Origin of the sequence: Microbacterium sp. Root1433D1 (assembly GCF_001426835.1) — a bacterium.
GTDB classification, from domain to species: domain Bacteria; phylum Actinomycetota; class Actinomycetes; order Actinomycetales; family Microbacteriaceae; genus Microbacterium; species Microbacterium maritypicum.
Window position 1 is genome coordinate 952506 of record NZ_LMFN01000003.1, and the last position, 13237, is coordinate 965742.

The 13237-nt window shown below is 68.6% G+C and carries 12 protein-coding genes; 10 read left to right on the forward strand and 2 right to left on the reverse strand.

Features of this window, described 5'->3' with window-relative positions; genetic code table 11:
* Positions 1–130 precede the first annotated feature (130 nt).
* From argC to argH, 6 genes are read left to right on the forward strand one after another with little or no spacing between them, the layout of a single operon-like run.
* Positions 131–1183 carry an N-acetyl-gamma-glutamyl-phosphate reductase gene (gene argC, locus ASD13_RS15560; protein ID WP_055871066.1) on the forward strand — a complete coding sequence of 351 codons (1053 nt, stop codon included), beginning with the start codon at positions 131–133 and terminating at the stop codon, positions 1181–1183.
* Complete coding sequence (gene argJ / locus ASD13_RS15565) at positions 1180–2337, forward strand: bifunctional glutamate N-acetyltransferase/amino-acid acetyltransferase ArgJ (RefSeq protein ID WP_055871069.1); 1158 nt, start codon at positions 1180–1182, stop codon at positions 2335–2337. Before argC ends, argJ begins: the two co-directional genes overlap by 4 nt.
* Positions 2334–3251 (forward strand): acetylglutamate kinase, encoded by a 918-nt coding sequence (gene argB, locus ASD13_RS15570; protein ID WP_017828581.1) that lies wholly within the window; start codon positions 2334–2336, stop codon positions 3249–3251. Before argJ ends, argB begins: the two co-directional genes overlap by 4 nt.
* Entirely contained in the window at positions 3248–4453 is a 1206-nt protein-coding gene (locus ASD13_RS15575; RefSeq protein ID WP_055871072.1) for an acetylornithine transaminase, read from the forward strand. The genes argB and ASD13_RS15575 overlap by 4 nt, the downstream gene beginning before the upstream one ends.
* Positions 4450–5379: an ornithine carbamoyltransferase gene (gene argF / locus ASD13_RS15580; RefSeq protein ID WP_017828583.1), complete on the forward strand. Its 930-nt coding sequence runs from the start codon at positions 4450–4452 to the stop codon at positions 5377–5379. The genes ASD13_RS15575 and argF overlap by 4 nt, the downstream gene beginning before the upstream one ends.
* On the forward strand, positions 5379–6809 hold the full coding sequence (gene argH / locus ASD13_RS15585; protein ID WP_055871075.1) for an argininosuccinate lyase: 1431 nt from the start codon (positions 5379–5381) through the stop codon (positions 6807–6809). Before argF ends, argH begins: the two co-directional genes overlap by 1 nt.
* Before the next feature lie 27 nt (positions 6810–6836).
* On the opposite strand, the gene ASD13_RS15590 is transcribed toward argH, so the two are convergent.
* The gene (locus ASD13_RS15590; protein ID WP_055871078.1) at positions 6837–7433 is read right to left on the reverse strand and encodes a DUF1349 domain-containing protein; all 597 of its coding nucleotides are present in this window, start codon (positions 7431–7433) and stop codon (positions 6837–6839) included.
* Between the two features lie 60 nt (positions 7434–7493).
* On the opposite strand from ASD13_RS15590, the gene ASD13_RS15595 reads away from it, so the two are divergent.
* From ASD13_RS15595 to ASD13_RS15610, 4 genes are read left to right on the forward strand one after another with little or no spacing between them, the layout of a single operon-like run.
* Positions 7494–8138 carry a SatD family protein gene (locus ASD13_RS15595; RefSeq protein WP_055871080.1) on the forward strand — a complete coding sequence of 215 codons (645 nt, stop codon included), beginning with the start codon at positions 7494–7496 and terminating at the stop codon, positions 8136–8138.
* On the forward strand, positions 8135–8986 hold the full coding sequence (locus ASD13_RS15600; protein ID WP_055871083.1) for a hypothetical protein: 852 nt from the start codon (positions 8135–8137) through the stop codon (positions 8984–8986). The genes ASD13_RS15595 and ASD13_RS15600 overlap by 4 nt, the downstream gene beginning before the upstream one ends.
* Before the next feature lie 28 nt (positions 8987–9014).
* A complete protein-coding gene (gene tyrS / locus ASD13_RS15605) occupies positions 9015–10316 on the forward strand; it encodes a tyrosine--tRNA ligase (RefSeq protein ID WP_157535651.1) in 1302 nt (433 codons plus the stop codon).
* A gap of 28 nt (positions 10317–10344) precedes the next feature.
* Positions 10345–11139 carry a DUF4184 family protein gene (locus ASD13_RS15610; RefSeq protein WP_055871089.1) on the forward strand — a complete coding sequence of 265 codons (795 nt, stop codon included), beginning with the start codon at positions 10345–10347 and terminating at the stop codon, positions 11137–11139.
* Here ASD13_RS15610 and ASD13_RS15615 read toward each other — a convergent pair.
* Positions 11124–12509 carry a CoA transferase gene (locus tag ASD13_RS15615; protein WP_055871091.1) on the reverse strand — a complete coding sequence of 462 codons (1386 nt, stop codon included), beginning with the start codon at positions 12507–12509 and terminating at the stop codon, positions 11124–11126. The genes ASD13_RS15610 and ASD13_RS15615 overlap by 16 nt on opposite strands.
* Between the last annotated feature and the right edge of the window lie 728 nt (positions 12510–13237).

Genomic DNA, 13237 nt, shown 5'->3' on the forward strand with positions numbered 1-13237 from the left:
CGCGGCCGCCGACTGTAGGCGACCCCGCCCTCCTGCCTGTGCCCGCACGGCGGTCGAGTGCCGGTGTCGCCGCCTCCGGCCCCGTCCCCGGCCCCGATTTCCTCGCGGGCCCGACCGTTAAGGTAGAAGCATGACGTATTCCGTCGCCGTCTCCGGCGCATCCGGCTACGCAGGCGGCGAGATTCTGCGCCTCCTGGCCGATCATCCCGACGTGGAGATCCGCACCGTCACGGCGCATTCGAACGCCGGACAGCCTCTCGTTGACCACCAGCCGCACCTGCGCTCCCTCGCGCACCTGACCCTGCAGGACACGACGCCGGAGATCCTCTCCGGCCACGACATCGTGTTCCTCGCGCTCCCGCATGGGCAGTCGGGGCAGTACACCGACGCTCTGGGCGATGCCCCTCTCGTGATCGATGCCGGGGCCGATCATCGGCTCACCTCGGCTTCGGCATGGGATGCGTTCTACGGCGGTGCCTTCCACGATCCGTGGACCTATGGCGTGCCGGAACTCGTCGTCGGCGGGGCCAAGCAGCGCGAGCACCTCCGGGGAGCGACGCGCATCGCCGCCCCCGGCTGCAACGCCTCGACCGTGAGCCTCAGCCTCGCTCCGGGCGTCGCCGCCGGAGTGATCGACCCCTCGGACATCGTGTCGGTGCTCGCCGTCGGCCCGTCGGGAGCGGGGAAGAGCCTCAAGACGAACCTCCTCGGCAGCGAGATCCTCGGCACCGCCAACCCCTACGCGGTCGGCGGGACGCACCGGCATATCCCGGAGATCCGTCAGGCGCTCGCCGCGGCTTCCGGCGCGGACGCCGACGGGATCCGGATCTCGTTCACCCCCGTGCTGGTGCCGATGTCGCGGGGGATCCTCGCCACCTCGACCGCGCCGATCGTCGATGGCGCGACCGACACGCAGATCCGCGACGCCTGGGAGAGCGCCTACGCCGGCGAGACCTTCGTGCACCTGCTCCCGGAGGGACGCTTCCCGCGCACGGCCGACGTGCTCGGCGCCAACACCGCGTTGATCGGCCTCGCCATCGATCGTGCCGCGAACCGGGTGACCGTGGTCACCGCCGTCGATAACCTCGTCAAGGGCACAGCGGGAGCAGCCATCCAATCCATGAACATCGCGCTGGGGCTTCCCGAAGCCCGCGCCCTCTCAGTGAACGGAGTCGCGCCGTGAGCGTCACCGCCCCCGCAGGATTCGAAGCGGCCGGAGTCGCCGCAGGGCTCAAGTCGACCGGCAAGCCGGACGTCGCCGTGGTCGTCAACCGTGGACCGCGCAAGGTCGGCGCCGCCGTCTTCACGAGCAACCGGGCCAAGGCCAACCCGATCATCTGGTCGCAGCAGGCCGTCGCCGACCGCGTGGTGGAGGCCGTGGTGCTCAACTCCGGAGGGGCGAACTGCTTCACCGGATCCTTCGGGTTCCAGACCACGCATCAGACCGCCGAGAAGGCGGCCGAGCTCCTCGGCGTGAGCGCCGGCGACGTGCTGATCTGCTCGACCGGTCTCATCGGCACCGGGGATGAGACGTTCCGGGCCAGGGTGCTCGCCGGAACCGCGCAGGCGATCGCGGAGCTCAGCGCCGATGGTGGCGAGAGCGCAGCGCACGCCATCATGACCACCGACACGGTCGCGAAGACCGCGGTCATCAGCCGCGACGGCTGGACGATCGGCGGCATGGCGAAGGGCGCGGGCATGCTCGCGCCCGGCCTCGCCACGATGCTGGTGGTGCTCACCACCGATGCGATCCTCGAGCCGCTTCAGGCCGACGAGGCGCTGCGCCGCGCGACGGGCCGGACGTTCGACCGCCTCGACTCCGACGGCTGCATGTCGACGAACGATCAGGTGACCCTCCTCGCCAACGGCGCATCCGACGTCGTGCCGGACCTCGACGACTTCGCCGCAGCGCTCACCGAGCTGTGCCAGGAGCTCGCGGTCAAGCTGCAGGGCGATGCTGAGGGCGCGAGCCACGACATCACGATCGAGGTGCAGCACGCGGTGTCGGAGCAGGACGCCGTCGAGGTCGGCCGGTCCGTCGCGCGCAACAACCTCTTCAAGGCCGCGATCTTCGGCAACGACCCCAACTGGGGACGCGTGCTCGCGGCGATCGGCACCACGAGCGCGCAGTTCGACCCCTACGACGTGGACGTCTGGATGAACGGCGTCCGGGTGTGCACCGAGGGCGGTCCCGACCGTCCTCGCGAAGAGGTCGACCTCACCCCGCGCGCGACGCACCTCGTGATCGACCTCAAGGTCGGCGAGGCGACGGCCACCGTCCTCACCAACGACCTCACCCATGACTACGTGCACGAGAACAGCGCGTACGCCTCATGACCGACATCCAGGACACCCCGGCCGAGGTCGCCGCGCAGAAGGCCACCACCCTCATCGAGTCGCTGCCGTGGCTGAAGAAGTTCCGCGACCAGATCGTCGTCATCAAGTACGGCGGGAACGCGATGGTGTCGGAGGAGCTGCAAGACGCCTTCGCGCAGGACATCGCCTACCTCCGCTATGTCGGAGTGATGCCGGTGGTCGTGCACGGCGGCGGTCCGCAGATCTCGAACATGCTGCAGCGTCTCGAGATCCCCAGTGAGTTCAAGGGCGGCTACCGCGTCACGAACACCGAGGCGATCAGCGTCGTGCGCATGGTCCTCACCGGCCAGGTCAACCCGCAGCTCGTCTCCAAGATCAATTCGCACGGTCCGATCGCGACAGGTCTCAGCGGTGAGGATGCCGGCCTCTTCGGCGGACGCCGCCGCGGTGTCGTGATCGACGGGGAAGAGGTCGACCTCGGACGCGTCGGCGATGTCGTCGAGGTCGATCCGACCCCCGTGCTCGACCACCTCGCAGCCGGGCGCATCCCGGTGGTGTCGAGCATCGCGCCCGACCTCGACCACCCCGGTCAGTCGCTCAACGTCAACGCGGATGCCGCGGCCGCCGCCCTCGCGGTGTCGTTGCACGCGCGCAAGCTCGTGATCCTCACGGATGTGCCGGGGCTCTATGCCGACTGGCCCCACCGTGACTCGCTCGTCTCGCACCTGACCTCGGAAGCGCTCATCGAGATGCTGCCGAAGCTCGAGTCGGGGATGATCCCGAAGATGCGGGCGTGCCTCGACGCGGTCGAGGGCGGCGTCGACGCGGCAGCGATCATCGATGGGCGGGTGCCGCATTCGGTGCTCGTCGAACTTTTCACCAGCAAGGGAATCGGGACCGAAGTGGTCCTGGGGAAGTCGGAGGTGACGGGATGACCGTCTGGCAGGAGGATGCGGCACGCGATCTCGTGCTCAACGCAGGGGAGCGGCTCGCACTGCTGGTCCGCGGCGAGGGCTCTTACCTGTGGGATGCCGACGGCCGACGCCACCTCGACTTCCTGGCGGGTATCGCCGTGACCTCTCTCGGACACGCGCACCCAGCCTTCGTGAAGGCGGTCTCGACCCAGGCGGCCACGCTCGCCCATGTGTCCAACTACTTCGCCACCCCGCCCCAGCTCGCCCTGGCCGCACGGCTCAAGCGTCTCGCGGGGGCCGGCATCGACGGCAGGGTGTTCTTCTCGAACTCGGGCGCCGAGGCCAACGAAGCCGCTTTCAAGCTCGCCCGGCTGCACGGCGGCACCGAGCGGCCGCGCATCCTCGCGCTCGACAACGGCTTCCACGGTCGCACCATGGGGTCGCTCGCGCTCACTGCGAAGGCGTCGATGCGTGCGCCGTTCGAGCCGATGCCGGCCGGTGTCGAGCACATCCCGGCCACGATCGAGGCCCTCGAAGCGGCGATGGACGACCGCGTCGCGGCCCTCATCGTCGAACCCATCCAGGGCGAGGCCGGAGTCGTCGAGCTGCCGGAGGGGTACCTCGCCGCCGCGCGCTCGCTGTCCCTCGCTCACGGTGCACTGCTGATCGTGGACGAGATCCAGACCGGCGCCGGTCGCACGGGCGCGTGGTTCGGGTTCAGCCACGAGGGCATCACTCCCGACGCGATCACTCTCGCGAAGGGCATCGGCGGCGGCTTCCCGATCGGCGCGCTGGTCACGTTCGGCGCCGCCAGTGCCCTCTTCACGCCCGGATCGCACGGCTCCACCTTCGGGGGGAATCCGCTCGCGACCGCTGTCGCCGACGCGGTGCTCGCCGAGATCGAGAGTGCCGGACTGGTCGAGAACGCCGCGAAGCGCGGCGTCGAGCTGCGCGACATGATCCTCGGCATCGACTCGCCTCTGATCGAGGGTGTGCGCGGACGCGGTCTGCTGGTCGGTGTGGCTCTGACCGCCCCGGTCGCCGGTGCGGTCGTCGCGGCCGCCCAGGAGCGCGGCCTCATCGTCAACGCCGCCAATCCCGAGACGGTCCGCATCGCGCCGGCCCTCACGATCGGCGACACCGAGCTCGCCGAGTTCCGCGAGCTGTTCACGGCCGCTCTCGCCGACATCCAGGCCTCTGTTGCCGGAAAGGTATCCGCATGACCCGCCACCTGCTGCGTGACGACGATCTGACCCCCGCCGAGCAGGCCGAGATCCTCGATCTCGCCATCGAGCTGAAGAAGGATCGGTGGGCCGACAAGAGCCTCGCCGGTCCCCAGACGGTCGCGGTCATCTTCGACAAGTCCTCCACGCGTACCCGCGTCTCGTTCGCGGTGGGGATCGCCGATCTCGGCGGTTCGCCCCTGATCATCTCGACCGCGAGCAGCCAGCTCGGCGGCAAGGAGACGCCGTCCGACACCGCACGCGTGCTCGAGCGCCAGGTCGCCGCCATCGTGTGGCGCACCTACGCGCAGTCCGGGCTCGAGGAGATGGCCGAAGGCACTCGGGTGCCGGTCATCAACGCGCTCTCCGACGACTTCCACCCCTGCCAGCTGCTCGCCGACCTGCTCACCATCCGTGAGCACAAGGGCGACCTGAAGGGGCTCACGCTCACCTTCCTCGGTGATGGGCAGAGCAACATGGCGCACTCGTACGCCCTCGCCGGGGTCACGGCGGGAATGCACGTGCGGATCGCCTCACCGGAGGACTACGCCCCTCGCGCCGATGTCATCGAGGCGGCCGATCGCCGTGCCGCCGAGACCGGTGGTTCGATCACCCTCTACACCGACCCGGTCGAGGCTGCGGCCGGTGCCGACGTCGTCGTGACCGACACCTGGGTCTCGATGGGCAAGGAAGAGGAGAAGATCGCGCGCATCCGCGATCTGGGCGGCTACAAGGTCACCCCCGAGACGATGGCCCTGGCGGACCCCGAGGCGATCTTCATCCACTGCCTCCCCGCCGACCGCGGCTACGAGGTCGACTCCAGCGTGATCGACGGTCCGCAGAGCGTGGTGTGGGACGAGGCGGAGAACCGGCTGCACGCGCAGAAGGCGCTCCTGGTCTGGCTTCTCGGCAAGAAGGACGCGTGATGAGCGATTCGACGCACAAAGGAACCAACGAGGGCGCGCTCTGGGGCGCCCGCTTCGCCACGGGCCCCTCGCCCGAGCTGGTGGAGCTGAGCCGCTCCACGCATTTCGACTGGATCCTCGCGCCGTACGACATCGCCGGTTCGCATGCTCACGCCACCGCGCTCGCCGCAGCCGGGTACCTCGAACCCGATGAGGCGCAGCGGATGCACGAGGGACTGGATGCCGTGGCGCGCAAGGTCGCCGACGGCACCCTGCGCCCTGTGCCGACGGATGAGGACGTGCACGGCGCACTCGAGCAGGCGCTGATCGCCGAGCTGGGACCGGAGCTGGGCGGGCGCCTGCGTGCCGGTCGCAGCCGCAACGACCAGATCGCCACTCTCGTGCGCATGTATCTGATCGACCACGCGCGCGTGATCGCCCGCGACATCCTGCGGGTGATCGATGCGCTGGTCGCCCAGGCCGAGGCGCACCCGGGAGCGATCCTCCCCGGACGCACTCACCTGCAGCATGCGCAGCCGGTGCTGCTCGCCCACCACCTCCAGGCACACGGTTGGCCGCTGGTGCGCGAACTCGAGAGGCTCGTGGACTGGCGTCGCCGCGCCGGTGTCTCGCCCTACGGCGGGGGAGCGCTGGCGGGTTCCACGCTCGGCCTCGATCCCGCACTCGTGGCGACCGAGCTGGGCCTCGACCGCCCCGCCGAGAACTCGCTCGACGGCACCGCCGCCCGCGATGTGGTGGCGGAGTTCGCCTTCATCACGGCGATGACCGGCGTCGACATCTCGCGCCTGTCCGAGGAGATCATCCTCTGGAACACCCGCGAGTTCGGCTTCGTCACTCTCGACGACGGCTACTCGACCGGGTCGAGCATCATGCCGCAGAAGAAGAACCCCGATATCGCGGAGCTCGCGCGGGGCAAGTCCGGGCGCCTCATCGGCAACCTCTCGGGGCTGCTGGCCACCCTCAAGGGCCTCCCGCTCGCGTACAACCGCGATCTGCAGGAGGACAAGGAGCCGGTGTTCGATTCGGTGCAGACGCTCGAGGTCGTGCTCCCCGCTTTCGCAGGCATGATCGCGACGCTGCGTTTCGACACCGAGCGCATGGCGGCGCTGGCACCGCAGGGCTTCTCCCTCGCGACCGACGTCGCGGAGTGGCTGGTGAAGCGTCGGGTGCCGTTCCGCGACGCCCATGAGATCTCGGGCGCGCTCGTGCGTGCATGCGAGGAGCAGGGGATCGGTCTGGAGGACGCCTCCGACGAACTGCTGCTCTCGGTGTCTCCGCATCTCGTGCCCGAGGTGCGTGAAGTCCTCACGATCGAGGGATCGGTCGCGTCCCGGACCGGCGTCGGCGGTACCGCCCCGGTCCGGGTCGCGGAGCAGCGGGCAGAGCTCGTCGCGCGCGCACAGGCCGCCGCCCACGCTCTCGGGCTCTAGCCGCGCGAGTCGGCGGCCGCCCGCAGCTCAGTGCAGCTCGGTGTCGGCCGCCGACCGCTCCCATCGGGTGAACCGCACCGTGAGTCCGGCGCGGGTCGGCGCCGCGAGGAAGGGCCCGGCCGAAGCCGTGGCCTGTCCGTCGAACGGTGCCACCCTGACGAGACGCCAGGGGCCGTCGTCGGCGCGAGCGCGCACGATCAGCGAGTCCGCCCAGCGACTGACGCGCACCGTGATCTCGCTCTCGAGCCACTCGTCGACGTGGCCGACCGACCAGTCGGAGCCTCCGGCGGTGACCACGGCACCGAGCCCGAGATGGTCGTCGGCGTATTCGAGACCGGTCTTCATCCAGTGCTCGTCGTCGATGCGCACGAACACCCCTGCCTGGTCGAACTGGCCGTCCCACGGCGCGCGGAACGAGACCTCCATCGCCTCTCCGACGGCGAGCGGGGCGAGCAGCGCGTGTTCGGTGTCGTGCACGAAGCCGTAGGCGGTGTGCCGCCAGGCGTCGCTGCCCTCTACAGCCGTGACGTCGAGGTGTTCGGATCCGACCGGCAGTTCGGAGGGGGAGGTGGGAGCGTTCGTCCAGGTTCCGTCGGACCAGGGGATGATGTGCGATTCAGGCATGTTCTCAACATATAGCCGGATAGAGCATAAGTCGAGAGTTATTCGTGTTACGGTTATCCCATGGTCATCGCGGTACTCGCTGACATCGTGGGCTCTCGGCGGCTCGACGATCGCACTGCCGCGCAACGTGTTCTCGACGACACCATCGCCGGAGTCGAAGCCGATCTCCCGCTGGCGACGCAGCCGCTCACGCCCACCGTAGGAGACGAGCAGCAGGGTGTCTACCTCGACCTGGGTGACGCGCTGGTGTCGCTCCTGATGATCCAGCTGAGGCTGCCCGACGGCATCGCCTTCCGGTTCGGCATCGGAGTGGGCGAGGTGCGGCCGGTCGAATCCGTCCACGGCGAGCTCGCCGACGGCCCGGGGTGGTACGCGGCTCGGGCCGCGATCGAGACCGTGCACGCGCGCGAGGGACGTTCCGTGCCACGCACGCGGACCTGGATTGTCGGAGCCCCCCGGCAGGATGAGGTCATGGAGAGCACGATCGCCGCCTCGAACGCCTACCTCCTCGTCCGCGACGAGCTGGTCGGTGCGATGAGCGAGCGCGAACGGCGCCTGACCTACGGCCGCCTGCTCGGACGATCGCAGCAGGAACTCGCGGCCGAAGAAGGCATCACGCAGCCCAGCGTCTCGAAGTCGCTGCGCACCGCCGGCACGGCGGCGCTCATCGAGGGTGTCGCTGCACTCCGAGGGGAACGCGCATGATCGTCGCCGGATTCATCCTCCTGGCGGTCGGCGCGGCCGACCTGGTGCGTCAGTTCGCACCGCGTCGATGGATCGGCTACCTCTCCGTCGCCGTCATCCTCCTGCTGCTGGGCAGCGTCAGCGATGCCCTCCTGCCCATGGTCCTCGCGCTCGTCGTCGGAGCGCTCTGGGTGTGGTGCATGCCCACCGAACGCACGGCGCCGCTGGGGTTCTGGCCCGCCGTGCTGCTCGCCATCGTGAGCGTCGGCGCCGTCGTCTGGCTCGGTGCGCGCTCCGACGTCGGTCTGATCGGCGCGACCTGGCAACTCCGATCGCCGTTCGGAGAGGTCCCTTTCGATCTCGCGATGCTGGCATTGGGTGCCGGGGTGTTCCTCCTCGAGTCCTCGAACCTCGTGGTGCGTGCGGCGCTCGACGGCGAGCACACCTGGCGTCCCACCGACCCGATGTCGGCCCCGACTTCGGCGCCGACGACGGCGCCCACCACCGTGGGCGCCGAAGTCGCGGTGGCCTCCGATGCGGGGAGCGACACCGCCACCGGGAGCGACGCCGCCACCGGGGGAGACGCCGCCACCGACGTGGTGCCGGCGCCACGCGACCCGCGCAGCGGATTCAAGGGCGGGAGGCTGATCGGACCACTGGAGCGCATCCTCGTCCTGATCCTGACGCTCGCTGCGGCCTATCCGATCCTTGCCGCGATGCTCGCGGCGAAGGGCATCGTCCGCTTCCCCGAGATCTCCCGCGACGGCGAGACCGGCGCCCGTGCCGAGTACTTCCTCGTCGGCAGCCTGGTGAGCTGGGTGATCGCGCTCAGCGCGGCGTTCCTCGTGTGGTGGGCCGCGCACAGCTGAGCTGCGGTGCGCTGATAGCCTGGAAGGCGTGTCAACTCCCGCTCTGACGACCGCACCCCAGGCGATCGACCCCACGTTCGAGAACGTGTGGGACGAACTCGTGTGGCGTGGCCTGGTCCATGTGTCCACCGACCAGGAGGCGCTGCGCGCCCTGCTCGCGGGAGACCCCATCACGTATTACTGCGGGTTCGATCCGACGGCGCCGAGCTTGCACCTCGGCAACCTCGTGCAGCTGCTGACTCTTCGTCGCATCCAGCTCGCCGGCCACAAGCCGCTCGGTCTCGTCGGCGGATCGACCGGACTCATCGGCGACCCGCGTCCCACAGCCGAGCGCACGCTGAACACGCGGGAGACCGTCGAGGAGTGGGTCGGACGCCTGCGGGCGCAGGTCGAGCGCTACCTCAGCTTCGAGGGTGACAACGCCGCCCGCATCGTCAACAACCTCGACTGGACCGCACCGTTGAGTGCGATCGACTTCCTGCGTGAGATCGGCAAGTACTTCCGCGTCGGCACGATGCTCAAGAAGGATGCGGTCGCTGCGCGACTGAACTCCGACGAGGGCATCAGCTACACCGAGTTCAGCTACCAGATCCTCCAGGGCATGGACTTCCTCGAGCTGTACCGGCAGTACGACTGCGTGCTGCAGACGGGCGGGTCGGATCAGTGGGGCAACCTCACCAGCGGCACCGACCTCATCCGTCGTTCCGAGGGAGTGTCGGTGCATGCCATCGGTACCCCGCTGATCACGAACAGCGACGGCACCAAGTTCGGCAAGAGCGAGGGCAACGCCATCTGGCTCGACGCCGAGATGTGCAGTCCGTACCGGATGTACCAGTTCTGGTTGAGCACGGCGGATGGCGACGTGATCGACCGCCTGAAGGTCTTCACCTTCCTCAGCAGGGCCGAGATCGAGGAGTACGCGGAGCTCGTGGCCACGGAGCCGTTCCGTCGCGCTGCCCAGAAGCGCCTTGCGCTCGAGGTGGTCGCGACCGTGCACGGCGTCGAGGCGGCTGCGGCCGTGATCGCGGCATCCGAGGCGCTGTTCGGTCAGGGAGACCTGACCGCACTGGATGCGGATACGCTCCGCACTGCGCTCGAAGAGCTCCCGCACGCCACGGTCGCCGCCGGTACTCCGGTGGTCGAGGCGCTGGTCGAGACCGGGCTCGTGGCGAGCCTCTCCGAGGCGAGGCGCGCGATCACCCAGGGCGGTGTCACGCTCGACGGCGAACGCGTCGAAGACGAGGCAGCCACGGTTCAGGGCACACTTCCCGGCGGCGTCTCCGTCCTCCGCCGCGGCAAGAAGACCCTCGCCGGCGTCTTCCTCGGCTGAGTCTCCGGCCAGCGGATAGCAGAGACGGATGCCGTTCACTCCCAGCCACGCACTGGTCGCGCTGCCGTTCATCCGCACGCCGCTGGTGCCGGCGGCGATCGCGATCGGCGCGATGACACCCGATCTCCCGTTGTTCGTGCGCGGCGTGGGGCTGAACTACTCGTTCACCCACACGTTCGGCAATGTCGTGTGGACCGCACTGCTCGCGTTCGCGTTGTTCCTGATCTGGCGCGTCGTCCTGCGTCCGGCGGTTCCCGAGCTGGTTCCGCTGTGGCTGGCGCGACGCCTGCCCGACGACTGGGATGACAGGGGTCTCGCCGCGGTGCGGTCGGCGGTCGGCGTCGGGCAGAAGCGCGCGTATCCGTTCCTGCTCGCCGGGTCGTTCGTGCTCGGAGTGCTCTCGCACATCGTGTGGGACCTCTTCACGCATGAGGGACGCTGGGGTGTCCAGGCGATTCCCGGACTCGAGGAGATGTGGGGCCCGCTCCCCGGATTCAAGTGGCTGCAGCACGGGTCGAGTCTGATCGGCCTCGCGATTATCGGCATCTGGGCATTGCTGTGGCTTTGTCGACAGGACCCGCGACCGACCGTCGTGCAGTCTTCGCCGACGTGGATGCGCGTGGCATGGTGGGCCTCGCTCCCCGTGATCCTGGTCGGCGCGTGGGTCGGCGGACTCGTCGTCTTCGGTCCGCTGGATGCGGAGTTCACCGTTCAGCACCTCGCCTACCGGGTTCTCCCGCCGGCGTGTGCGATCTGGGGCGCGATCACGTTCGTGCTCTGCCTCGTTCTCTCGATGCGCGGGCGCCGTCACCAGGTGGGCTGATCCGAACCCCACTTGTGCGGCGCCCGATACTCGAAGCCCGCCAGCGCAGGACGAGCGGTGACGAGAGCCGTTCCGTCGACATCGAATCGCGCCACATGCGGCCGTGTGTCGAACTCGACCTCGGCTGCGGGTTCTCCGCTGCGGGGCATCCCGAGCAGTTCCGCCGCGACGCGACGGAGTGAGGCGCGCACGATCCACGAACCTTCCTCTGGGCGGCGGCGCAGCAAAGCAGACACCGCCGCAGCGAGCAGGTAGCCGGCGCTGTGGTCGAGAGCCTGGGCCGGAAGCGCACCGGGGCGGTCGCCGTCCGCCGACTCGATGAACGAGATTCCGCTCGCCGCCTGAACGAGGCTGTCGAACCCTGCCCGCTCGGGATTCTCCACGCCCCAAGCGCTGAGCTGCGCGACGACCAGACGCGGATATCGGCGCGCGAGCACTTCCGGCTGCAGCCCCAGCCTGTCGAGAGCAGCGGGACGGTAGCCGAGTACGACGGCATCGGCATGCGCGAGCAACTCCTGCAGCCGAGACGTGCGGGCGTCCAGCACCGCGGATCGCTTGCCGTGTCCGGTGTCGAGGTGCTGCCACTCCGGTTCGGGCAGATGTGGGGGATCGATACGCAGCACGTCGGCACCGAGCATGGCGAGCGTGCGTGAACAGACCGGACCAGCGATGACTCTCGTGAGATCGAGTACGCGCATGCCCTGGAGGGGGAGCGAAGCCGGCGGCGTCGACGCCGCCGTAGCCCGGGGCGCATGCGAAGCCGGTGTCGTGTCGATGCGAACCAGCTCGAGCAGCGGATGCTCGCGGAGTGCGCGATCGACGGCGGGCTCCTCCGCGGCGACCGCGACCGCCAGACCGCCCGCGGTCGTGATGTCGGCGACGGCGGCCGTGGTCGTCCGCTCTCCGAGCGCATCGCGAACAGCGTCGACTGCGGCATCGTGCCGAAGACGCAGCCCCGCGCGCAGGCCGGCCGCATGGTGCGGGTAGTTCCCGTGGGTGCGGATCCATCCGTCCGACGTTCGCCAGAAACCTGAGTACACGGACCAGACAGGGGGAGCCTCGCCGCTGATGGTGAGAACCCTGTCGCTCCGGTAGGCCGTGGCGATGCGCTCGGGATCGAGGGAAGCGGGGGAGCGCCCGGCAGCGAGCATCGCTGCGCTGACGCTCGCCCAGGCGAGATCAGCGGTGGCCAATCGGGACGGAAGAGGGACGGCACGGTGCGGGGGAGAGACCACCTCCGCGCCCGCGAGGCCGAGCTCACGCTGCACACGGGCGAGCAGGTCGACACCCGCGCGACGCTGTCCACCTTCGTCGGATTCCCCGTTCGCGGATGCACGAGGGGAGCGACGATCATCCGTGGACGCAGGCATGGCGCGATCGTACTCTGAGGCGAGCGCGGAGCAGAAACCTCGGCTGATCCGGCGGAAACCGAGCGCGGGGTCGGAGCGACACGCCCGGGTGGTGTGGCCCGATTTGCCAGAAGCCGCGGATCCACGTAACTTATTACTTGTTCGCCCCACAGGGAAGCGGAGGAGCCAAGAGCTTCACCCCCCTCAAGCGGAGAACCACTCCCGATCCACTCTCACTTGAGAGAACAGGCGCTTGCGTCTAGGATAGGGACTCCACCTCTTCTGTGGCTGTCATCAGCCGCGCTGCGGATCTTCGATTCGCACGGCGCGCCGATTTGACAAGCGGGTCGAGGTGGGTAAGATAGAGAAGTTGCCCTTCGGGCCTGGCTGTGATGGCTGGGTCGTGGGAGCATCCGATCCTTGAGAACTCAACAGCGTGCACTTGTCAAATGCCAAATTATCCTCGTCTAGCTTCGGCTAGTTGAGAATTCCTTTGGATCAAAGACCAANGCTGGGTCGTGGGAGCATCCGATCCTTGAGAACTCAACAGCGTGCACTTGTCAAATGCCAAATTATCCTCGTCTAGCTTCGGCTAGTTGAGAATTCCTTTGGATCAAAGACCAACCTCCTCTGGGGGTTGGCAACGGATAAAGTCAGCAATGAATTTGTCTCTTTGGTCAGCATCAAACTCGCTGCGTCACCGTTTTCCCGGTGGGGTATGCATTTCTTTTTTACGGAGAGTTTGATCC

Bases quoted from the DNA above. Each gene is read 5' to 3' on its own strand.
- argC (WP_055871066.1), top strand. From the start codon at position 131: ATGACGTATTCCGTCGCCGTCTCCGGCGCATCCGGCTACGCAGGCGGC.
- argB (WP_017828581.1), top strand. From the start codon at position 2,334: ATGACCGACATCCAGGACACCCCGGCCGAGGTCGCCGCGCAGAAGGCC.
- ASD13_RS15575 (WP_055871072.1), top strand. From the start codon at position 3,248: ATGACCGTCTGGCAGGAGGATGCGGCACGCGATCTCGTGCTCAACGCA.
- argF (WP_017828583.1), top strand. From the start codon at position 4,450: ATGACCCGCCACCTGCTGCGTGACGACGATCTGACCCCCGCCGAGCAG.
- argH (WP_055871075.1), top strand. From the start codon at position 5,379: ATGAGCGATTCGACGCACAAAGGAACCAACGAGGGCGCGCTCTGGGGC.
- ASD13_RS15590 (WP_055871078.1), bottom strand. From the start codon at position 7,433: ATGCCTGAATCGCACATCATCCCCTGGTCCGACGGAACCTGGACGAAC.
- ASD13_RS15595 (WP_055871080.1), top strand. From the start codon at position 7,494: ATGGTCATCGCGGTACTCGCTGACATCGTGGGCTCTCGGCGGCTCGAC.
- ASD13_RS15600 (WP_055871083.1), top strand. From the start codon at position 8,135: ATGATCGTCGCCGGATTCATCCTCCTGGCGGTCGGCGCGGCCGACCTG.
- ASD13_RS15610 (WP_055871089.1), top strand. From the start codon at position 10,345: ATGCCGTTCACTCCCAGCCACGCACTGGTCGCGCTGCCGTTCATCCGC.
- ASD13_RS15615 (WP_055871091.1), bottom strand. From the start codon at position 12,509: ATGCCTGCGTCCACGGATGATCGTCGCTCCCCTCGTGCATCCGCGAAC.